A 20719-nucleotide genomic window follows, 5' to 3' on the forward strand; every position below is an offset into this window, starting at 1 on the left:
TTGTCTATTCTAGCGGGCACTGCCGTGGCGGCGCTGGTCGATCCATTCCGCCGCGGGAATGTCATGCCAGCGCCCGGATGAGTTCGAGGTGCTCCGCGGCGTCGTCGGCGGCCGTGATCCCGCGCACGACGACCTCGTCGACGATCCCCTCGTACTCCCGCAGTCGCGACGGGATGTCCGCCGGATCATCGGCAAGGATCGCGGAGGCGGCGGGCTCGTACCCGTACCGGGCGAAGTTCGCCGCGTAGGTGGGGATCGCGCCGTACCGTTCCGCCTCCTCCCGCAGCCGGTCGTGTGCCGGCGGCAGCGCCGTGCGCACGTAGAGGGCGAGCTGCGAGCCGCCCTCGGGGTCGTCGGCGTCGCGATCCGCCCGCGCCTGCCGCGCGGCCTCCGGGGTGAGCCAGTTCAGGAGCACGCCGTCGGCCTCGGTCACGCCGAGCCGCCGCATCCGCGGGCCCAGCGCGCCCACGACGACCGGCACGCCGAGGTCCGCCCGCAGCCGCGCCGCCGCCTCGCCCACGGTCGTGAGCGGGCTCGGCTTCGCGCTCGCCCCGATGCCGATCACCGTGCGCTCCGGCGGCAGCCGCAGCGCGCGCACCCGCGCGACGATCTCGTCCGCCGGGTACAGGTCCACCGGGATCACGCCGGCGGCCACGCGCAGCGTCGTCGTCTCGGCGGCGGCCGCGGCCATGGCGCCCAGCGCGTCGCCGTGCCGCCCCGGCTGGTTCACCCAGAGGGTGTCGACGCCCGCCCTCTCGAGCTCGGGCGCGATCGCCCGTACCGTCTCCACCGCCAGCCCACCCGTGATCCCGTACCCGATGCGCATGACCTCAACCTATCCGCGCGCGCCGGCCGGCGGCAGGGGCGGCGACCGCGGGGAGGGGTGGCGGGTAGGCTCATCCGGTGCGCCTCGTCATCGCCCAGTGCTCCGTGGACTACACCGGCCGGCTCAACGCGCACCTGCCGCTCGCCAAGCGCGTGCTCATGCACAAGGGCGACGGCAGCGTGCTCATCCACTCCGACGGCGGCTCGTACAAGCCGCTGAACTGGATGAGCCCGCCGTGCCGCGTCGACGTGATGGCGCCGGAGGAGGAGCTCGCCGAGGCGGGCGTCGTCGAGGTGTGGAAGGTGACGCACCAGAAGACCGGCGACGCGCTGACGGTGCGGATCCACGAGATCTTCAGCGACTCCTCGCACGACCTCGGCGTGGACCCCGGCCTCATCAAGGACGGCGTCGAGTCCGACCTGCAGCGCCTGCTGGCCGAGCAGGTGGACCGGATCGTGGAGGGCGCGACCCTCGTGCGCCGCGAGTACCCCACCGCGATCGGCCCGGTCGACCTGCTCGTGCGCGACGCGCAGGGCGCGCCGATCGCCGTCGAGGTGAAGCGCCGCGGCGACATCGACGGCGTCGAGCAGCTCACCCGATACCTCGAGCTGCTGGGGCGGGATCCGATCCTCACGGGCATCCGGGGCGTGTTCGCCGCCCAGGAGATCAAGCCGCAGGCGCGCGTGCTGGCCGAGGACCGCGGCATCACGTGCCTCGTGCTCGACTACGACGACATGAAGGGCATCGAGTCGGGCGTGCCCCGCCTGTTCTGAATCCGCGAACCCGCCCTCGTTCCGCGAACCCGCCCCGGATCGGGCGCGGGCTCGACGATCGGGTGCGGGTTCGCGGGCGATAGGCTCGAGGCATGTCGTCGTCCCCCTGGTCCTGCGTCCTCTGGGACGTCGACGGCACGGTCGCCGACGCCTCCGCCGGCATCCTGCCCCGCATCACCGAGGTGCTCACGCAGCTCGGCCGCACGCCCCCGGAGCCCGAGGAGCTGCGGCACTGGATCGGCCCTCCCATGCTCGAGTCGTTCGAGGTGCGCGGCCTGCTCTCGCCCGACGAGGCCGTCGAGGCGGTGCGGAGGTACCGCGAGCTCGCGGCGCGCGACGGCTACGCCGCCTCAGTGCGCCTGTATGACGGCGTGGCCGACCTGATCCGCGCGCTGCACGAGGCGGGGGTCCCCCAGGCCACCGCGAGCACGAAACCCGAGAACCAGGTGAAGGCGATCCTCGAGCACTACGGCCTCACGTCGTGCTTCGTCACGATCGTCGGCGCCCGCGCCGAGGCGACCGTGCTCGACACCAAGACCGACGTGATGCGCCGCGCGCTGGATCGCCTCACCGAGGCCGGCGTCGATGTGTCGCGCCCCGTGCTCGTGGGCGACCGCCATCACGACGTGGACGGCGGCGCCGCCCTCGGCGTGCCCGTGATCTTCGCCCGCTGGGGCTTTGGCAACCCGGGCGAGGAGGAGGGCGCGAGCGCGGTGGTCGACGACGCCGGCCAGCTGCGCGAGCTGCTTCTCACCGACTGATCGCCCACACGGAGGCACGCATGACACAGCCCGCACCCGACATGGCCGCGGTGTTCGACGCGGTCACCGCCGGGCAGCTCCGCGCCGCGGGGTCGATCAAGTGGACGCTGTTCCCCGACACGATCGCGGCATGGGTGGCGGAGATGGACTTCGGCACCGCGCCGGTCGTCACCGAGGCGCTGCACGCCGCCGTCGACGCCGGTGCGTTCGGCTACCTGCCTCCCGCGTTCGCGACGCGGCTCGGCGAGGCGTTCGCCACGTGGTCGGCGACGCGCTACGGGTGGGCCGTCGACCCCGCCGACGTCAAGCCGATGCCCGACGTCATCGCGGCGCTCGAGCTCGCGATCGAGCACTTCAGCGCCCCGGGCTCCGCGGTCGTCCTGCCCACGCCGGCGTACATGCCGTTCCTCACCGTGCCGCTCGCCCACGGCCGGCGGATCCTCCAGGTGCCGATGATCCGCACCGCCGACGGCTGGGAGTACGACCTCGACGCCCTCGACGCCGCCTTCGCGGATGGCGGCGGGCTGCTCGTGCTCTGCAACCCGCACAACCCGATCGGGCGCGTGCTGCGCCGCGACGAGATGGCCGCCATCGGCGAGGTCGTCGCCCGCCACGGCGGTCGCGTGTTCTCGGACGAGATCCACGCGCCGCTCGTCTACGACGCGCCGCACGTGCCCTACGCCTCGGTCAACGCGGTCAACGCCGGTCACACCATCACGGCGACGTCGGCGTCGAAGGCCTGGAACCTGCCCGGGCTCAAGTGCGCGCAGCTCATCCTCTCCAACGACGCGGATCGCGCCTACTGGCAGGAGCACGGGCAGTCGTTCGGTCACGGCGCGGCGAATCTCGGCGTGATCGCGAACACCGCGGCCTACTCCGCCGGCGGCGCCTGGCTCGACGGCGTGGTGTCGTACCTCGACGGCAACCGCCGACTGCTGGCCGACCTCGTCGCCGAGCACCTGCCCGGCGTGGTCTACACGCCGCCGGAGGGAACGTACCTGGCGTGGCTCGAATGCGCCGCCCTCGGCCTCGAGGGATCGCCGGCCGAATTCTTCCGCGAGCACGCGGGCGTCGTCACGACCGACGGCGCGATGTGCGGCGCCGGGGCGGAGACGGCCATCCGGTTCAACATCGCCATGCCGCGCCCCCTGCTGGAGCAGGCGATCGCCGCAATGGGTGCGGCGCTGCGCGCCCGCTGATCCGCCTCGCCCGCGCGGGGGCAAGACGAAAGCCCCACCCGCCTGAGCGGATGGGGCTTGTCGGTGATCCGGACTACAGCGGCCGGATGTTCTCCGCCTGAAGACCCTTGGGGCCCTGGGCGATCTCGAACTCCACGCGCTGGTTCTCTTCCAGCGAGCGGTAGCCCGACGACTCGATTGCGGTGTAGTGCGCGAAGACGTCGGAGCCGCCCTCATCGGGAGAGATGAAGCCGAAGCCCTTCTCCGAGTTGAACCACTTGACGGTGCCCTGCGTGCTCATTTACTGCCGTTCTATAGAAATTCGGCCGCCGTAGTGTTGTCGACGACCAATGCTCACGCTAGCGTCTCGCGGCTGTGAGCGATAGGGGAACGGCGTAAAGAAAGGAAACAGCCCTCACCGTTGGGGGGAAACAGTGAGGGCCGGACGACCGAGAGAGGACGTCGGGCAATATGTTACGCCACGTGTCCCCCAAACGGCGGACACGTACCCACCCTCCCCGGGCAGTCCCCCGAGCTCACCGCGTGAAGCGTCCCAGGCGGCCGTCACCAGGAGCAAGCGGCGCCCCGAACGCGCACCCGATCGCTCGCCCCGGCCCGTCACCCCACCGCCCCCGGCGTCGCGAAGCGCCGCATCGGGGGCGGTGGGGTCGCCCCCCGCACAGACAAACGCAGATGGCCCCTGGGAAGCGACATCCGTCGCGACCAGGGGCCATCCATCTGCGTGGTGCGCGAGGGGGGACTTGAACCCCCACGTCCGTAAGGACACTGGCACCTGAAGCCAGCGCGTCTACCTATTCCGCCACTCGCGCGAGGCGGCCTGCGACCGCACTCAACCAAGCGAGGATATCACGGCGCACGGGGCCGTCACGAACCGGCCGGGGTGCCGTGCGAGGACCCCGGCGCGTGTCGCGAAAGGCCCCGCCACCGTCCATACAGATGCCCTGGCTACGATGGCCGCAACCGATACGCCCCGCGGAGGAGCCACATGGGACTGCTGGACAGCTTCGAGAAGGGTCTCGAACGCGCCGTGAACGGTGCGTTCGCGAAGACCTTCCGCAGCGGCATTCAGCCCGTCGAAATCGCCTCCGCGCTGCGCCGCGAGCTCGACACGAAGGCCGCCGTGGTCAGCCGCGACCGCATCCTCGTGCCGAACGAGCTGACGGCGCGGCTGAATCCCACCGACGAGGAGCGCATGGCGCGCCTCGGCTCGGCGCTGCACACCGAGCTCGACGAGATGGTGCGCAAGCACGCGGCCTCGCAGGGGTACAGCTTCGCCGGCGCCGTGCGCATCGCGATCCGCGCCGACGAGCAGGTCTCCACCGGAACGATCGCGGTCGACTCCCGCTCGGCGGAGGGCGACGTCTCGTGGCAGCCCGTGGTCGAGATCGGCGGGCGGCGCCACCCGCTGCGCGGGGCGCGCACGGTGATCGGCCGCGGCAGCGACGCCGACATCACGATCGCCGACACGGGCACGAGCCGCAAGCACGTCGAGATCCTGTGGGACGGGCGGAACGCGATGATGCGGGATCTCGGATCGACGAACGGCTCGAAGGTCGACGGGCGCGCCACGAAGCAGGCGCCGCTGACGTCCGGATCGGTCGTGCGCATCGGCCGCACCGATATCGTGTTCCGCGTCGTGCCGCAGTCGGCGCCGCGGAGCGCGCCCGGCACGAGCGCCACGCGCCTGTTCGACGCCCAGGAGAGCTGAAGACGTGACCGATCTGACCCTGCTGATCCTGCGCGGCGGCTTCCTGCTGCTGATGTGGCTGTTCGTGCTGTCGGTCGTGTTCGCGCTGCGTGCCGACCTGTTCGGGGGCCGCGTGCGGCGTCTGCCGGAGTCCGCGGCGAGCGCGCCGCGGCCGGCCGCCGCGAAGGCGCCCTCCACTCCCCCGACGCCCAGCCCGGCGGTCGGATCGAGCGGGCCGGCGACGACCTCCACGGTGAACCGGATCGTCATCACGTCCGGCCCGAAGGCGGGCCTCGAGCTGCCCCTCGGCACCGAGCCGCTGACGATCGGCCGCTCCTCGGAGGCCGGCCTCGTCATCCGCGACGACTACACCTCCAGCCACCACGCGCGCCTCGTGCTGTGGGGCGACCAGTGGATGATCCAGGATCTCGACTCGACGAACGGCACCCTGCACGACGGCGAGCGCGTGCAGCCCTCGTCCCCCGTGCCGGTGCAGGCCGGCGCCCCCATCAAGGTCGGCGCCACGACGTTCGAGCTGCGGAAGTAACCCGAACGCATGGTCTTCGAGGGCTCGAGCGCCGCCATCTCCCACACGGGAAAGGTGCGAACGAACAACCAGGACTCCGGGTACGCCGGGTCCAACCTGTTCGTCGTCGCCGACGGGATGGGCGGGCACGCGGGCGGCGACGTCGCCTCGAGCGTGGCCGTGAACCGGCTGCAGGCCCTCGACCGCGCGTTCGAGACCCCGCAGGAGGCCGAGGCCGAACTGCGCGACACGATCGCCGACACGGCGGGCGATCTCATCCAGCTCGTCACCCGCCGGCCCGAGCTGGCCGGCCTCGGCACCACGGTGAGCGCGATCGCGATGGTCGACGAGTGGGCCGTCATCGCGCACATCGGCGACTCGCGCATCTACCTGTGGCGCGACGGCGAGCTGACGCAGATCACGAACGACCACACGTTCGTCCAGCGCCTGGTCGACTCGGGCCGCATCACGCCGGAGGAGGCGCGGTACCACCCCCGCCGATCCGTGCTGATGCGCGTACTCGGCGACATGGACGCGAATCCCGAGATCGACACCTTCATCATGCAGACCCGACCGGGCGACCGGTGGGTGCTGTGCTCCGACGGCCTGTCGGGCGTGGTGGACGAGCAGCACATCGCCAAGGTGCTGCGGCGCGACGAGGCGCCGGGGCGCACGGCCGACGCGCTGCTGCGCCAGACGCTCGACGGCGGCGCGCCCGACAACGTCACGATCGTCATCGTCGACGTGGGCGGCCAGCACCCCACCTTCCTCGCCGCGCCGTCGGTCGTGGGCTCGGCCTCCAATCCCCAGGGCGTCAGCCTGCCCGCCGCCACGCGATCCGGTCTGCCGACCGGCTGGCTGCATCCCCGCAGCCAGGCGGCGAACGAGCCCAGCCACTTCGAGCCGGACTCGGACTACCTCGAGGAGCTCATCGCCGAGGACCGTCGGCGCGCGCGGCGGCGCCGCATCGGCGCGATCGTCGCGATCGTGCTGCTGGTCGGCATCCTCGCCGCCGGATTCGCCGGCTTCTACAGCTGGACGCAGACCCGCTACTTCGTGGGCGCCGACGAGGACACCGTGGTCGTCTACCAGGGCGTGCAGGCGAACCTCGGACCGATCACCCTCGCCCGGCCGTACGAGGACACCGAGATCCCGCTCGACGAGCTGACCGACGCCAACCGCGCGGCGGTGGAGCGCACGATCACCGCGCGCTCGCTCGCGCACGCGGAGGAGATCGTCGACCGCCTCGAGGCCAACCTCCCCGCCGAGGACGAGGAGGCCACCCCCACGCCGTCGCCCTCGTCGAGCACCGCGGTGCCCACCATCCCGAACCCCGTGCCCACCGACGAGCCCACCCAGACGCCCGACGGAGGTGAGGGATGACCGACGTCGCCGCCGACACCGCGGTCCTCAAGGCCCTGCGCCGCGTGCGCACGCCCGCACCGCGCCGCAACCGCGAGCTGCTCCTGCTGCTGTTCGCCATCGTCCTGTCCACGGGCGCCATGGTGCTCGTGCAGTTCGGCGCCCTCGGCGAGCTGTCGACGACCGAGCTCGTGCTCTCGGGGCTGCTGGGCGCGCTCGCGCTGGCCCTGCACGTGGTCCTGCGCATGCGCGCACCCGACGCCGACCCGCTCGTGTTGCCGATCGCGTTCCTGCTCACCGGCCTCGGCATCGCCGAGATCTATCGGATCGGGCTCTCGGGCGCCGACGGCACGAGCCCCACGGCGGGCAGCAGCCAGATCGCGTACGCGGCGGTGTCGATCCTGCTGGCCGGCGCGGTCGTGTGGCTGCTCGGCAACTACCGCATCCTGTTCCGGTACACGTACCTCTTCGGCCTGGCGGGCATCGTCCTGCTGCTGCTGCCGTTCATCCCGTTCCTCAACGGCGGCGGCAACGCGCAGGTGTGGATCCAGATCGCGGGCTTCAACTTCCAGCCGGGCGAGATCGCCAAGATCTGCCTCGCGATCTTCTTCGCCGGCTACCTCGTCCGCACGCGCGAGAGCCTCGCCACGACGGGGCGGAAGTTCCTGGGCTTCACGTTCCCGCGCGCCCGCGAGTTCGGCCCGATCCTCGTGATCTGGCTCGTCTCGCTCGCCATCATCGTGTTCCAGCGCGACCTCGGCACGGGGCTGCTCGTGTTCGGCATGTTCGTCGCGACGCTCTACGTGGCCACGGGCAAGACCGGGTGGATGCTCATCGGCGTGCTCCTCGCGCTCGGCGGCGCCATCGCCGCGGCCTTCACCCTGGAGTACGTCGGCTGGCGCTTCACGAACTGGCTCGACGCGTTCGACCCGGAGGTATACGACAGGCCGGGCGGCAGCTTCCAGCTCGTGCAGGGCATCTTCGGCCTCGCGCACGGCGGCCTGTTCGGCACCGGGCTCGGGCAGGGACGGCCGTACATCACGCCCGTGTCGCAGAGCGACTACATCCTGCCCTCGCTCGGCGAGGAGCTCGGGCTCGTCGGCATCTTCGCGATCCTCTCGCTCTACCTCGTCTTCGTCGGGCGCGGCCTGCGGATCGGCGTGGCCGGGCAGGACGACTTCGGCAAGCTGCTGGCGACGGCGCTGTCGTTCACCCTCGCGCTGCAGGTGTTCGTCATGGTCGGCGGCGTCACGCGCCTGCTGCCGCTGACGGGCCTGACCACGCCGTTCCTCGCGGCGGGCGGATCGTCGCTCGTGGCGAACTGGATCATCGTGGCGCTCGTGCTGCGCATCAGCGATGCGGTGCGCCAGCAGCCGAGGGCGGTGATCGGATGACGATCCGGACCCGAGGAGGTTCCCTCCGATGACCAAGGAGCTGCGCAGGCTCACGACCATCGTGATCCTCATGTTCATCGCGCTGTTCGCCTCGACGAGCGCGGTGCAGTTCGTGTACGTGGGCGCCCTCAACGACCACCCGAACAACCGCCGCACGCTGTACGACAGCTACGAGGTGCAGCGCGGGGCGATCGTGGCGGGCGGCCAGCGCATCGCCACCTCGGTGCCGAGCGGCGACCTGTACGCGTGGCAGCGCCAGTACGTCGACTCGCCCATGTGGGCGCCGGTCACGGGCTACATCAACCCGGTGCTCCAGTCCGCGCGAGGCATCGAGGAGGCGATGAGCCAGGAGCTGGCGGGCAACGCCGATTCCGCCTTCTTCTCGCGCCTCGAGCAGATCCTGTCGGGCCAGGACCCCCGCGGCTCGTCCGTGGAGCTGAGCCTCGACCCCGACGTGCAGCGCGCGGCGTACGAGGCGCTCGGCGACCTGCAGGGCGGCATCCTCGCGATCGAGCCCGCCACCGGGCGCGTGCTGGCCATGGTGAGCACCCCGAGCTACGACGCCAACCAGCTGGCGGGCCACGACTCGCAGGCCGTGAACGCCACCTTCCAGGCCCTCGTCGACGACCCGGGCGACCCGCTCCAGAACCGCGCCATCGGCGGCAACCTCAATCCCCCCGGCTCCACGTTCAAGCTCGTGGTCGCGGCGGCGGCGCTCGAGTCGGGCGAGTACACGGCCGACTCCACGTTCCCGAACCCCACCTCCTTCACGCTGCCCGGCACGTCCACGTCCATCCGCAACGCCGGCGGCGGGGCGTGCGGGCCCGGCGAGACGGTCACGCTCGCCGACGCGCTGCGGCTCAGCTGCAACATCCCGATGGCCGAGCTCGCGATCGAGCTCGGCGACGAGGCGATCCGCCAGCAGGCGGAGCGGTTCGGCTTCAACCACGAATTCCTGCTGCCGCTGCCGGCGACGCCGTCGGTCTACCCGACGAGCGCGCTCAGCGACGACCAGACCGGCCTCACGGGATTCGGGCAGGGGCCGCTCATCGCCACGCCCCTGCAGATGGCGCTCGTCTCGGCGGGCATCGCCAACGGCGGCGTCGTGATGAACCCCTGGATGGTCGATCAGGTGGTCGGCGACGACCTGTCGGTGCAGCAGAGCTGGGACCCGACGGTGTTCGGCGAGGCGATGGACCCGGAGATCGCGGATGCCCTGGTGGACATGATGGTCCGGAATGTCTCGGACGGGGCCGCGTCGAATGCAAGAATAGACGGCGTCGAGGTGGCCGGGAAGACGGGCACGGCCGAGAACGACGGGGACGATCCCTACTCCCTCTGGTTCACCGGATTCGCGCCGGCGGACGATCCGCAGGTCGCGGTCGCCGTCGTCGTGGAGGCCGGCGGTGGCCAGGGTCAGTCGGGCATGGGTAACACGATCGCGGCACCCATCGCGAAGAAGGTCATGGAGGCGGTGCTGGACTGATGAGGCCAACGCAGGGAGTGACGTTCGGCGGACGCTACGAGCTCAGCTCGCGGATCGCGATCGGCGGCATGGGCGAGGTCTGGGAGGCCACGGATCACGTCATCGGACGGACCGTCGCCATCAAGATCCTCAAGGACGAGTACATGGGCGACCCCGGCTTCCTCGAGCGCTTCCGCGCCGAGGCCCGCCACGCGGCGCTCGTGAACCACGAGGGCATCGCGAGCGTCTTCGACTACGGCGAGGAGGCCGGATCGGCGTTCCTCGTCATGGAGCTCGTGCCGGGCGAGGCGCTCTCGACCATCCTCGAGCGCGAGACGTCGCTGCCGCCCGAGCGCACGCTCGACATCGTCGGCCAGACCGCCGCCGCGCTGCAGGCCGCGCACGCCGCGGGCCTCGTGCACCGCGACATCAAACCGGGCAACCTGCTCATCACCCCCGACGGGCGCGTGAAGATCACCGACTTCGGCATCGCCCGCATCGCCGACCAGGTGCCGCTGACGGCGACCGGCCAGGTGATGGGCACCGTGCAATACCTCTCGCCCGAGCAGGCCTCGGGCCACCAGGCCAGCCCCGCCACCGACATCTACTCGCTCGGCATCGTGGCGTACGAGTCGCTGGCCGGGAAGCGCCCCTTCACGGGCGAGTCGCAGGTGGCCATCGCGATGGCGCAGATCAACGACGCGCCGCCGCCGCTGCCCGCCGACATCCCGCAGCCGGTGCAGAACCTCGTGATGACGATGATCGCGAAGAAGCCGGAGGACCGTCCGGCCTCGGCCGCCGCCGTCTCGCGCGCCTGCACCGCCCTGCGCCGCGGCGACGTGGCGGCCGCCGCGGCCGCCGTGCCGGCCATCGCGACCGCCGGCGCCCTGGCCGACGAGGGCTTCACGCAGCTGCTGGGCACCGCCGGCGACGGCACCACGCAGCTGATCCCCGCGACCTCGCCGCTGCCCGTCGCCACCGACGAGGAGGTCGTCGAGGAGACGCCGCAGAAGAAGAAGCGCAGCCCCTGGACGTGGCCGCTCGTCGCGCTCATCGCGCTGCTGCTGATCGCGGTGGTCGGAACGCTCATCGCGCTGTTCGCCAACCAGGACGACGAGCCCTCGGCCGATCCGTCGACCCCCAGCAGCAGCGCCCCGCGCCCCACCCCCACACGCACCACCTCGACCCCGACTCCCACGGGGGTCGACATCGACGCGCTGCAGCTGAACGGCCGCACGTGCGACGAGGCGACCTCGCTGCTGGGCGCCGAGGGCGACTTCCAGGTGAACTGCCCCACGGGCAACGCCGCGGCCACCCAGGACGAGGTCGGCCGCATCTACAGCGTCGACCCGCGCGGCGTAGTGCCGGAGGGCAGCACCATCACGCTCACCGTCTACGGCGACATGGTCGCGATCCCGGCGCCGGGCAGCGGTCCCCGCTTCCCGGAGACCGTCACCACGGGCACTCAGAGCACCGTGTACTGGGACTACTACCAGTGCCCGAGCGGCGCCGGGTCGCTCACGGGCTACGCCGTGACGCTGCACCAGGGCGCCACGTTCGTCGACGACGGGTCGACGTCGCGCATGTTCGGCGCCGACGTGACGCAGGCGCAGATCAACGTGACGGGCCCCGCCGCGTCGTCGGTCTCGGCGAGCTACACGGCCCTCTGCGGCGACCGCGAGTCGCCCGCGTCGCCGTCGGGAAGCCAGGTGGTCAGCGGCGCCGAGCAGCCCGAGCCCGCGCCGACCCCGACCACGAGCCCCGAGGCGGGAGGCGAGCAGGGTCAGGGCTGATCGCCCCCGCGCCTCTCCCACGGGCCTCTCGGCTCGGCGGGAGGGGCCTCGGATATTCTGAACTGATCACCGACCCCGGGAGTCATCTGTGCCGTCTGAGACCCGCGTCCTCGCCGGGCGCTATCGCGTCGAGGAGCTGATCGGCGAGGGCGGGATGGCCCGGGTGCACCGCGGGTACGACGAGACGCTCGACAGGGCGGTCGCCATCAAGATCCTGAAGCGGGATCTCGCCTCCGACAGCACCTTCCGCACGCGGTTCCGGCTCGAGGCGCAGGCCGCGTCGCGCATGGCGCACCCCTCGATCGTGCGCGTGTTCGACGCGGGCGAGGAGGTCGAGACCGAGGGCTCGCGCACCTTCCACACGCCGTACATCGTCATGGAGCTGGTGCAGGGCACGCTGCTGCGCGACATCATCGCCCGCGGCCCCGTGCCGCCCGCCGACGCGGCCCGCTACGTCGACGGCATCCTCGAGGCGCTCGAGTACTCGCATCGGGCCGGCGTGATCCACCGCGACATCAAGCCCGCGAACGTCATGGTGACGCCGGCCGGTCAGGTCAAGGTGATGGACTTCGGCATCGCCAGGGCCGTCTCCGACAGCTCCTCGACGGTCGCCGAGACCACGCAGATCCTGGGCACGGCCGCCTACTTCTCGCCCGAGCAGGCCAAGGGCGAGCCCGTCGACGCGCGCGCCGACCTCTACTCCGCCGGCGTGGTGCTCTACGAGCTCGTCGCCGGAAGGCCGCCGTTCCGGGGCGAGTCCCCCGTCGCCGTCGCGTATCAGCACGTCAGCGAGACGCCGGTCAAGCCGTCAGAGCACAATCCCGACGCCCCGCGCGCGCTCGATGCCATCGTGCTGCGCGCCCTCGCGAAGGATCCGTATCAGCGCTACCCCGACGCCGCCTCCTTCCGCGCCGCGCTCGCGGAGGCATCCAGCGGCCGCGAGCCGTCCAAGCGCGCCATCACGTCGCTCACGAACACGCTGTACGGCCCCAACCCCCGCCAGGCGCAGGAGACGGCCCGCTCGCTGCGCCAGCTCAGCACCGACACCACGATGACGCGCACGCAGTCCGGGCCGCCGGTGGCGTGGATCTGGGCCGGCGTCGCGCTCCTGGCCGTGCTGCTGATCTCCGTGCTCATCTGGGTGCTCGCCATCCGGCCCATCCCGGCGGTGCCGGCGGGCGCGCGGGTCGTGCCCGAGGTCGCGGGCCTCGCCGCCGATCGGGCGATCGAGGATCTCGAGGCGCTCGATCTCGAGCCCATCCGCACCGAGGAGCCGAGCGAGACCGTCCCGGAGGGCGTGGTCATCCGCACCGATCCCGAAGCGGGCGAGTCTGTGGCGCCCGGGCAGCGGATCGACGTGGTCGTGTCGGACGGCCAGGAGCTCGCCGCCGTGCCCGCGCTGGTCGGCACGAGCGAAGCGGAGGCGCGCGCCGCGCTGGAGGAGGCCGGACTGTCGGTCGGCACGATCACGCCGCGCAACGACCCGCAGGCCGCCGCCGGCACCGTGCTCGAGGCGGATGCGGACGAGGGCGACGAGCTCGCCGTCGGCACGCGCGTCTCGCTCGTGGTGGCGACCGGTCGCGTGGCGATCGTGGACTACAGCGGGTTCACCCTCGATGCGGCCAGCCGCGATCTCGAGCAGCTGGGGCTGACGCCGGAGCCGGTGGGGGATCCGGGATGCCCGGGATCGGCGGACGATCCGCAGGTCAGCCGCCAGCAGCCGGCCCCCGGCGAGGTCGACATCCACTCGGCCGTGCAGCTGTTCTACTGCACGGGCGAGTGAGCCGGCCTCGGATCACGTCGCGAACGAGAGGGCGTCGATGACGCCGTCGTCCGGCACGAACGTCGCGGCGACCCACGGGAAGATGTGGAAGAACAGCCCGTACAGCGCGAGCGCCGCGAGCACGAGCAGGATGAGCACCCGCACCCACCACGGCCCGGGCAGCACGCGCCACAGTGCGCCGTACATCAGGCGACCGCCTCGGTGAGCGAGGCCGGCTCGCCCTCGGCGCGCGGCTGGAACGACTCGAACACCCCGTAGGCGATGATCCGCTCCGCGAGCGAGTACCGCGGCGAGCACGCCGTCAGCGTGATGTACGCCTCGTCCGCCGGTGCCTCCGGGGCCTGCGGCACGTCCAGCAGCACGTCCACCTCGTCGGGGCGCACGTACTCGAGCGTGCGGAACCGGTAGGTGAACCACCCCTCCTCCGTCTCCACGACGATCGCATCGCCCACACGCAGCGATGCGATGTCGGCGAAGGGCTTGCCGAACGTGGTGCGGTGGCCCGCCAGCGCGAAGTTGCCGATCTGCCCCGGCATCTCCGTTCCCGGGTAGTGCCCGATGCCGATCGGGTCGAGCGTGACGGGCCGCGTCACGCCGCCCGCCATCGGCATGAGGTAGTCGTCCCCCCAGCGCGGCACGTGCATCACTCCGAACCGCTCGCCATCGGCCGGCTCGGGCAGCGCCGGGGGCGCGAACACCGGCGCGCCCGTGTCGGGATCGGCGACGACCGGCGGCGGCGCCGGCGGGTCGCCCGCCTCCCATTCCTGCGCGAGCTCGGCGCCCTGCGCGTTGCGCTCGGCGCCGTAGATGACATCGCCGATCCACAGCTGCCACACCACGTACAGCAGCAGCACGACGCCGGCCGTCAGCAGGAGCTCGCCGAGCACGCCCGTCACCGAGACGCGGCGCGGAGGGCGCGGCGCGCGGAGTGGCTCTGCCACGGTGCTCACGTGCCCAGTCTAGGGATGGCGCCCCGGCCCAGTAGACTTTCCGCATGGCACGCAAGAGCGACGACGAGACCCCCGAGCGCCCCGTCGGCGAGCCCGGCCCGAATCCGGTCTGGTTCAAGCCGGTGATGATCGGGTTCATGCTGCTCGGGCTGGTGTGGATCCTCGTGTTCTACCTCTCGAGCCAGGCCTACCCGATCCCCGACATCGGCGCCCTGAACCTGCTCATCGGCTTCGGGATCGCCTTCATCGGCTTACTCATGACCACACGCTGGCGCTGACGCCGGCCGACAGAACCCCGCCCCCGAGGCGGGGTTCTCTCGTTCCTCGGCAGACGACCGGCGAATCACACCGTTGTGATTCTTCCCACAGCTGTGGGAAGACCTGTGGAGAGCGCGCGCCGCGGCAACCGCCCGCCAGGACGAATGACACGGGTGTAGTTCTCCCCAGTGTGGAGGAATCTGTGGATAACTCCGGGGAGAACTCCGCCGATCCGTGGACAGCCCGTGGAGGAGCCGGTGGACAACGGGTCGATCGGCTCCGAGCGGCGTCAGGTGAGGACGGGGAATCCGAGCAGCGGGGGCACGAAGAAGACCGCGACGATGCCCGCCGCGATGACGCCGAGCAGCACGCGCTGGCGCACCTGCTGGTCGGCCCGCCGCGTGCGGGTGAAGACGAGCCCGATGAGCGCGCCGACGAGCAGGCCGCCCACGTGCGACTGCCACGAGATGCCCGCCCCCGGGATGAAGCCGAGCACGAGGTTGATGCCCAGCACGATGAGCATGCCCGTCATGTTCGCGCCGATGTGGCGGGCGATCACGATGAGCGCGCCGAACAGGCCGAACACCGCGCCGGACGCCCCGACCACGGGCGTGTCGAACGACAGCAGCGCCACCGCCGCCGAGCCGCCCGCGGCGCACAGCACGTACGTCGTCACGAAGCGCGCCGTCCCGAGCATCGGCTCGAGCACCCGCCCGATCATCCACAGCGACAGCATGTTGAGGAAGACGTGCATGAAGCTCGCGTGCGTGAGCGCGACGGTCACGACGCGCCACGGCTGGAAGTAGCCGGACTGCGGGTACACCAACGGCGCCGCGAAGTCGAGCCATTGGCTCAGCGCGAACCCCACCGTGCGCCCCGCCCAGTCGACGAGGAACGCGACGGCGGTGAGGATGAAGATCCACATCATGCCGCGGGTGTCGCCGCCGGTCGACGCCGCGACCGCCGAGCCGCCGCGGCCCCAGCGGCGGCGGGCGCGCTTCTGCGCGGGCGTGTGGGCTCGGCGCTGCTCGGCGAGGCACTCGGGGCAGATGACGCCGACGGCGGCGGGCGTCTGGCACTCACCGCAGATGGTGCGCGCGCACCGCTGGCATAGCACGAAGCTCTGCCGACCGGGGTGCAGGTAGCAGAAGTTGTCGCGGTTGCGCGCGAAGTCCGGCGTCGTCATCCGAGGGTCCTCACGCCCGCCGCTGCCCGGTCAGACCGCGGCGATGTCGATCGACGAGATGACGACGTCCGAGGTCGGGCGGTCCTGCGCGCCGGTCGGCACGGCGGCGATCGCGTCGACGACCCGCTTGGAGTCCTCGTCGGCGACGGCGCCGAAGATCGTGTGCTTGCCGGTCAGCCACGGCGTCGGGTCGGTCGTGATGAAGAACTGCGAGCCGTTCGTGCCCGACAGCTTGCCGAACGCGTTCGGGCGCTTGCCCGCGTTCGCCATCGCGAGCAGGTAGGGCTCGGTGAAGGCCAGCTCCGGGTGGATCTCGTCGTCGAACGCGTAGCCGGGGCCGCCTGAGCCCAGCCCGAGCGGGTCGCCGCCCTGGATCATGAAGCCGGGGATGATGCGGTGGAAGATGACGTCCTTGTACAGCGGGCCCTCGCCCTTGGCGCCCGTGCGCGGATCGGTCCACTCACCGGATCCGTCGGACAGGCCGATGAAGTTCTGGACCGTCTTGGGCGCGTGATCGCCGAAGAGGTTGACGACGATGTCGCCGTGGTTGGTGTGGATGGTCGCGACGGCGGTGTGCTGGGGCATGATGCCATTCTCTCAGAGTTCCGTGAAGCCTCTGCCGACGCGGCGCCCGCATGGCAAGATGAGGGAAACCAGACCGCCACGCAGATGGAGGGCGACCGTGAGCATCAGCCCCAGCAGGAAGCAGAAGAAGGAGCTTCGCAGGCTCCAGAAGACGGCAGCGGAGCTGTGGGAGGACCAGCAGGTGCTGGCGCAGCGGGCCGCGCACGTCGCGCGCGAAGCGGGGCGCCAGGCCAGCGTGTTCGGCCGCCAGAAGGTCGTGCCCGCCGCGCAGGCGAAGTACCACGAGGTCGTCGACCCGTACGTCCAGAAGGCCCGCCCGTATGTCGAGCAGGGCATGACCACGACCAAGCGCGTGGTGGACTCGAAGGTCGTGCCGGTCGTCGGCTCCGTCGTGGGCAAGGCGATGGGCGCCTGGGACGCGGCGAACGAGACGCGCCTCAAGCTGACCGGCAAGCCCGTGGTCGTGCCGAAGAAGAAGAGCGCGGGCCCGGTCATCGCGCTCGTGCTCGGCGCCGCCGCCGCGATCGGCATCCTCGTCGCCGCCTGGCAGACCCTGCGCGCCGACGACGAGCTCTGGGTCGCCGACGACCCGCTGTCCGCGCCCGACGCGTGACCCACGACGATCCGACGGCGCGCGTGCGCGCCGCGGCGGCCGAGCGCGGGCTCGAGATCGAGGTGGTCGAGAGCCCGCGCGCCGCATCGCTCGAGGAGGCGGCCGCGCTGCGCGGCATCACCCCCGGCGACATCGTCAAGACGCTCGTCGTCAAGGGCAAGGGCGACGAGTACTACTTCGCTCTCGTGCCCGGCGACCGCGCCATCTCCTGGCCCAAGCTGCGCGCGCTCCTCGGCGTGAACCGCCTGCGCCTGCCCGAGCCCGAGCTCGCGCTGCGGGCCACCGGGTACGAGCGCGGCACGATCGTGCCCCTCGGCTCGACGACCGCCTGGCCCGTGTACGCCGACGAGCGGATGCGCGGCAAGCGCGTGTCGATGGGCGCCGGCGCCCACGGCTGGACCATGTACGTCGACGCCGACGCCCTGCTCGATGCCTACGGCGCAACGGTCGCCGACATCACCGACCCGATCGACGAGCTCCGCGCCTGACCTCGCCGTCCCTCAGCGAGACAGCATCCGCGCGCCGAGACCGCGTGCAGACGCCACTGTCTCGGCGCACAGTTGCTGTCTCGCGCGTGGATCAGGCGGTGACGACCGCGGCCAGGCGGCGCACCGCGAACTCGTAGCCCTGGATGCCGGCGCCCACGATCACGCACGAGGCCACGTCCGACAGGTAGGAGTGGTGGCGGAACGGCTCGCGCGCGTGCACGTTCGACAGGTGCACCTCGGCGAACGGCAGCGCCACCCCCGTGAGGGCGTCGCGCAGCGCGACGGACGTGTGGGTGAAGGCCCCGGGGTTGATGACGATCGCGTCGCAGTCGGCGCGCGCGGCGTGGATCGCGTCGATCAGCACGCCCTCGTGGTTGCTCTGCACGGCGCGCACCTCGAACCCCAGCTCGCCGGCCGTGCGCGTCGTCAGCGCCACGACGTCGTCGAGCGTCGCGGTGCCGTAGACCTCCGGCTCGCGCGTGCCGAGCAGGTTGAGGCTGGGGCCGTTGACGAGGAGCAGGCGGCTGTTCATCGCTTCAGCGTATCGGCTGGCCGGCGGGGCCCTCAGTGCCCGAGCCCGGCTACGCGCAGGCCGTACCCGACGAGCGAGGTCCGCTCCAGCCCGCGCACCGCGTCGAGGGGGAACCACTCGGCCATGTCGGTGGACCCGTCGATCTCGTGGGCGAGATGGCCGCCCACGATGCGGGCGCGGTACACGATCCGCAGCGCCTGCAGCGGCGCGTCGCCGTGGATCCGCCGCCGCGCGGGGATCACGTGCGAATCGACCCCCAGCAGGTTGCCGACCTCGACCTCGTAGCCCGTCTCCTCGCGGACCTCGCGTCGCACGGTCTCCTCGGGGTGCTCGCCGGGCTCCATGCCGCCGCCCGGCATCGTCCAGGCAGGCTTGGATCCGTCGATCCATCGGGAGAGCAGCACGCGGCCGGCGTCATCGGTGACGACGGCGTAGGCGGCGACACGCAGGTCCATCCGCCCACATTACCGATCCGGCGTCAGGACCAGTCGCCCGTCTCGAGGAACCGGTCCATCCGCGCCCGGTGCGGCGCGAGGTCGAAGCCCTGCGCCGCGACCCAGTCGTCGTCGTAGTACGTGTGGGCGTAGCGGTCGCCGGCGTCGCAGATGAGCGTCACGACGCTGCCGCGCTCCCCCGCGCGCCGCATGCGCGCGATGAGCTCGAACGCGCCCCACAGGTTGGTGCCGGTGGATCCGCCCGCCCAGCGCCGCGTGCGCTCGCGCAGCAGGCGGATCGCGGCGAGCGAGGCGGCGTCGGGCACCCGGATCATCTCGTCGATCACGCTGGGGACGAACGAGGGCTCCACGCGCGGCCGCCCGATCCCCTCGATGCGGCTCGGCAGGCCCGTGGCGTGGTCGCTCGCCCCGGTCTGCCATCCGCCGTAGAACGCGGAGTTCTCGGGGTCGACGACGGCGACCCTCGTCGGGTGGCGGCGGTAGCGCACGTAGCGCCCGAAGGTCGCGCTCGTGCCGCCCGTGCCGGCGCCCACGACGATCCACGTCGGCACCGGGTAGCGCTCGGCCGAGAGCTGCTGGAAGACGCTCTCGGCGATGTTGTTGTTGCCGCGCCAGTCGGTGGCCCGCTCGGCGTAGGTGAACTGGTCGAGGTAGTGCCCGCCGCACTCGGCCGCGAGGCGCTCGGCCTCGGTGTACATCGCGCTCGGCACGTCGACGAAGTGGCAGCGGCCGCCGTAGTGCTCGATCAGCTCGATCTTCTCGGGGCTCGTCGTGCGCGGCATCACGGCGACGAAGTCCAGGCCGAGCATGCGGGCGAAGTAGGCCTCCGACACTGCCGTCGATCCGCTCGACGCCTCGACGAGCGTGGTCCGCGGGCCGATCCGCCCGTTGACGAGGCCGTACAGGATGAGCGAGCGCGCCAGGCGGTGCTTGAGCGAGCCGGTGGGGTGGACCGATTCGTCCTTCAGGTAGAGATCGATGCCCCACTCGGCCGGCAGCGGGAACACGTGCAGGTGCGTGTCGGCGCTGCGGTTCGCGTCGGCCTCGAGCAGCCGGATCGCCTCGTCCACCCATGCGTCGCGCATGCGTCCGATCCTCTCATCCCCGGGTGCCGGGGCGTCCCGGCCGGATCAGGCGCCGGAGATCAGGTCCCACGACAGCTTCACGATGAGCGCCCCGACGACGACGATGAAGACCACACGCACGAAGCGCGACCCCTTCGACATGGCCATGCGCGCGCCGAGGTAGCCGCCCGCGAGGTTCGCGGCGCCCACCGCGAGCCCCAGCGGCCAGAGCACGTGACCGGCGGGGATGAAGAACACGAGCGCGCCCAGGTTGGTGCAGAAGTTGGCGATCTTGCCGAGCGCCGAGGCCGGCATGAAGGCGTAGCCGAGCACGCTCACGAGCAGGATGACGAAGAACGATCCCGTGCCCGGCCCGAGGGCGCCGTCGTAGAGCCCGATCCCGAGGCCGATCGCCATGGCCGCGACGATGTGGCGCCACCCGTGCCAGCGCTGCACGGTGTGCACGCCCATCTTGGGCTTCAGGACGGTGAACGCGCCCACGCCGATGAGCACGACGAGGATGATCGGCGTGAAGGCGTCGTCCGGGATGAAGGTGGCCAGCATCGCGCCGAGGATCGCGCCCGCCAGCGCCGTGATCGCGAGCGGCGCGGCCGTTCGCGGATCCGGCTTGAGGCGACGCGCATACGTGACCGCCGCCACCGACGTGCCCATGATGCTCGCGAGCTTGTTCGTCGCGAGGGCCTGCAGCGGGGAGATGCCCGGCACGAGCATGAGCGCGGGCAGCTGGATGAGCCCGCCGCCCCCGACCACCGCGTCGACCCAGCCGGCGGCGAACCCGGCGAGGATCAGCAGGATCAGCGTCAGCAGATCCAGATCGGGCACCAGACGATCCTACGTCCGCGCCGCACCCCCGCCGCACGGGTCGGCTGCCGCCCGCGATCGTCGTCCGGGTGAACCCGTGTTCGAGATACTGGGTCCATGCCCTGAGTCGCCACCGCCGCCCCTCCCCGCATCGGCGCCAGACCGTCGAATGCCGGCGCTGCGTCGGCGGGAGCCGA

23 protein-coding genes and 1 tRNA gene are annotated in these 20719 nt (G+C 71.7%); 13 read left to right on the forward strand and 11 right to left on the reverse strand.

Annotated features, from left to right (window positions below; translation table 11 throughout):
- Window positions 1–61: 61 nt before the first annotated feature.
- Entirely contained in the window at window positions 62–826 is a 765-nt protein-coding gene (locus ACYVJ0_RS03515) for an LLM class oxidoreductase (RefSeq protein WP_449853002.1), read from the reverse strand.
- Window positions 827–903: 77 nt separating this feature from the next.
- Between ACYVJ0_RS03515 and nucS the strand changes: the two genes are divergently transcribed.
- The 3 genes from nucS to ACYVJ0_RS03530 all read left to right on the forward strand — a co-directional run bounded on the left by nucS (window position 904) and on the right by ACYVJ0_RS03530 (window position 3559).
- On the forward strand, window positions 904–1599 hold the full coding sequence (gene nucS / locus ACYVJ0_RS03520) for an endonuclease NucS (protein WP_460816034.1): 696 nt from the start codon (window positions 904–906) through the stop codon (window positions 1597–1599).
- 92 nt (window positions 1600–1691) lie between these two features.
- Complete coding sequence (locus ACYVJ0_RS03525) at window positions 1692–2360, forward strand: HAD hydrolase-like protein (RefSeq protein ID WP_460816035.1); 669 nt, start codon at window positions 1692–1694, stop codon at window positions 2358–2360.
- 20 nt (window positions 2361–2380) lie between these two features.
- The gene (locus ACYVJ0_RS03530; protein ID WP_460816036.1) at window positions 2381–3559 is read left to right on the forward strand and encodes a MalY/PatB family protein; all 1179 of its coding nucleotides are present in this window, start codon (window positions 2381–2383) and stop codon (window positions 3557–3559) included.
- A 73-nt stretch (window positions 3560–3632) separates the two neighbouring features.
- Here the strand turns inward: ACYVJ0_RS03530 and ACYVJ0_RS03535 are convergent, their stop codons facing one another.
- The gene (locus tag ACYVJ0_RS03535; protein ID WP_067028170.1) at window positions 3633–3839 is read right to left on the reverse strand and encodes a cold-shock protein; all 207 of its coding nucleotides are present in this window, start codon (window positions 3837–3839) and stop codon (window positions 3633–3635) included.
- A 442-nt stretch (window positions 3840–4281) separates the two neighbouring features.
- Window positions 4282–4368: transfer RNA gene (locus ACYVJ0_RS03540), tRNA-Leu, on the reverse strand.
- Window positions 4369–4544: 176 nt separating this feature from the next.
- Between ACYVJ0_RS03540 and ACYVJ0_RS03545 the strand changes: the two genes are divergently transcribed.
- The 7 genes from ACYVJ0_RS03545 to pknB all read left to right on the forward strand — a co-directional run bounded on the left by ACYVJ0_RS03545 (window position 4545) and on the right by pknB (window position 13569).
- Complete coding sequence (locus ACYVJ0_RS03545) at window positions 4545–5267, forward strand: FhaA domain-containing protein (RefSeq protein ID WP_460816038.1); 723 nt, start codon at window positions 4545–4547, stop codon at window positions 5265–5267.
- Between the two features lie 4 nt (window positions 5268–5271).
- Window positions 5272–5793 (forward strand): FHA domain-containing protein FhaB/FipA, encoded by a 522-nt coding sequence (locus tag ACYVJ0_RS03550; protein ID WP_460816039.1) that lies wholly within the window; start codon window positions 5272–5274, stop codon window positions 5791–5793.
- 9 nt (window positions 5794–5802) lie between these two features.
- Window positions 5803–7155 (forward strand): PP2C family protein-serine/threonine phosphatase, encoded by a 1353-nt coding sequence (locus ACYVJ0_RS03555; protein WP_460816041.1) that lies wholly within the window; start codon window positions 5803–5805, stop codon window positions 7153–7155.
- On the forward strand, window positions 7152–8528 hold the full coding sequence (locus tag ACYVJ0_RS03560; protein ID WP_449852986.1) for an FtsW/RodA/SpoVE family cell cycle protein: 1377 nt from the start codon (window positions 7152–7154) through the stop codon (window positions 8526–8528). The genes ACYVJ0_RS03555 and ACYVJ0_RS03560 overlap by 4 nt, the downstream gene beginning before the upstream one ends.
- Window positions 8529–8556: 28 nt before the next feature.
- Window positions 8557–10014, forward strand: a complete 1458-nt coding sequence (locus tag ACYVJ0_RS03565) for a peptidoglycan D,D-transpeptidase FtsI family protein (protein WP_449852985.1) — start codon at window positions 8557–8559, stop codon at window positions 10012–10014.
- Window positions 10014–11786 carry a serine/threonine protein kinase gene (locus tag ACYVJ0_RS03570; RefSeq protein ID WP_460816042.1) on the forward strand — a complete coding sequence of 591 codons (1773 nt, stop codon included), beginning with the start codon at window positions 10014–10016 and terminating at the stop codon, window positions 11784–11786. The genes ACYVJ0_RS03565 and ACYVJ0_RS03570 overlap by 1 nt, the downstream gene beginning before the upstream one ends.
- 88 nt (window positions 11787–11874) lie before the next feature.
- On the forward strand, window positions 11875–13569 hold the full coding sequence (gene pknB, locus ACYVJ0_RS03575; RefSeq protein WP_460816044.1) for a Stk1 family PASTA domain-containing Ser/Thr kinase: 1695 nt from the start codon (window positions 11875–11877) through the stop codon (window positions 13567–13569).
- 12 nt (window positions 13570–13581) lie between these two features.
- Here the strand turns inward: pknB and ACYVJ0_RS03580 are convergent, their stop codons facing one another.
- Both ACYVJ0_RS03580 and ACYVJ0_RS03585 read right to left on the reverse strand, forming a co-directional pair.
- Window positions 13582–13755 carry a hypothetical protein gene (locus ACYVJ0_RS03580; protein WP_449852982.1) on the reverse strand — a complete coding sequence of 58 codons (174 nt, stop codon included), beginning with the start codon at window positions 13753–13755 and terminating at the stop codon, window positions 13582–13584.
- Window positions 13755–14519 (reverse strand): class E sortase, encoded by a 765-nt coding sequence (locus ACYVJ0_RS03585; RefSeq protein WP_460816045.1) that lies wholly within the window; start codon window positions 14517–14519, stop codon window positions 13755–13757. Before ACYVJ0_RS03585 ends, ACYVJ0_RS03580 begins: the two co-directional genes overlap by 1 nt.
- A gap of 44 nt (window positions 14520–14563) precedes the next feature.
- On the opposite strand from ACYVJ0_RS03585, the gene ACYVJ0_RS03590 reads away from it, so the two are divergent.
- Entirely contained in the window at window positions 14564–14797 is a 234-nt protein-coding gene (locus ACYVJ0_RS03590; protein ID WP_460816047.1) for a cell division protein CrgA, read from the forward strand.
- Between the two features lie 269 nt (window positions 14798–15066).
- Here ACYVJ0_RS03590 and ACYVJ0_RS03595 read toward each other — a convergent pair whose 3' ends face one another.
- A complete protein-coding gene (locus tag ACYVJ0_RS03595) occupies window positions 15067–15963 on the reverse strand; it encodes a rhomboid family intramembrane serine protease (protein ID WP_460816049.1) in 897 nt (298 codons plus the stop codon).
- A gap of 30 nt (window positions 15964–15993) precedes the next feature.
- Window positions 15994–16548, reverse strand: coding sequence for a peptidylprolyl isomerase (locus ACYVJ0_RS03600; protein WP_460816050.1), 555 nt, complete (start codon window positions 16546–16548; stop codon window positions 15994–15996).
- Window positions 16549–16645: 97 nt separating this feature from the next.
- Here ACYVJ0_RS03600 and ACYVJ0_RS03605 point away from each other — a divergent pair, with 97 nt between their 5' ends.
- The gene (locus tag ACYVJ0_RS03605; protein ID WP_460816052.1) at window positions 16646–17161 is read left to right on the forward strand and encodes a DNA helicase; all 516 of its coding nucleotides are present in this window, start codon (window positions 16646–16648) and stop codon (window positions 17159–17161) included.
- Complete coding sequence (locus ACYVJ0_RS03610; protein WP_460816054.1) at window positions 17158–17649, forward strand: aminoacyl-tRNA deacylase; 492 nt, start codon at window positions 17158–17160, stop codon at window positions 17647–17649. The genes ACYVJ0_RS03605 and ACYVJ0_RS03610 overlap by 4 nt, the downstream gene beginning before the upstream one ends.
- A 91-nt stretch (window positions 17650–17740) precedes the next feature.
- On the opposite strand, the gene aroQ is transcribed toward ACYVJ0_RS03610, so the two are convergent.
- From aroQ to ACYVJ0_RS03630, 4 genes are read right to left on the reverse strand one after another with little or no spacing between them, the layout of a single operon-like run.
- Entirely contained in the window at window positions 17741–18181 is a 441-nt protein-coding gene (aroQ, locus tag ACYVJ0_RS03615) for a type II 3-dehydroquinate dehydratase (RefSeq protein WP_460816055.1), read from the reverse strand.
- A 32-nt stretch (window positions 18182–18213) separates the two neighbouring features.
- Window positions 18214–18636 (reverse strand): NUDIX hydrolase, encoded by a 423-nt coding sequence (locus tag ACYVJ0_RS03620; protein ID WP_449852974.1) that lies wholly within the window; start codon window positions 18634–18636, stop codon window positions 18214–18216.
- A gap of 23 nt (window positions 18637–18659) precedes the next feature.
- Entirely contained in the window at window positions 18660–19721 is a 1062-nt protein-coding gene (gene cds1 / locus ACYVJ0_RS03625) for an L-cysteine desulfhydrase Cds1 (protein ID WP_460816057.1), read from the reverse strand.
- Between the two features lie 45 nt (window positions 19722–19766).
- Window positions 19767–20543, reverse strand: a complete 777-nt coding sequence (locus tag ACYVJ0_RS03630) for a TSUP family transporter (protein ID WP_460816059.1) — start codon at window positions 20541–20543, stop codon at window positions 19767–19769.
- Window positions 20544–20719: the final 176 nt, after the last annotated feature.

The sequence above is a fragment of the Microbacterium petrolearium genome (genome assembly GCF_054782875.1).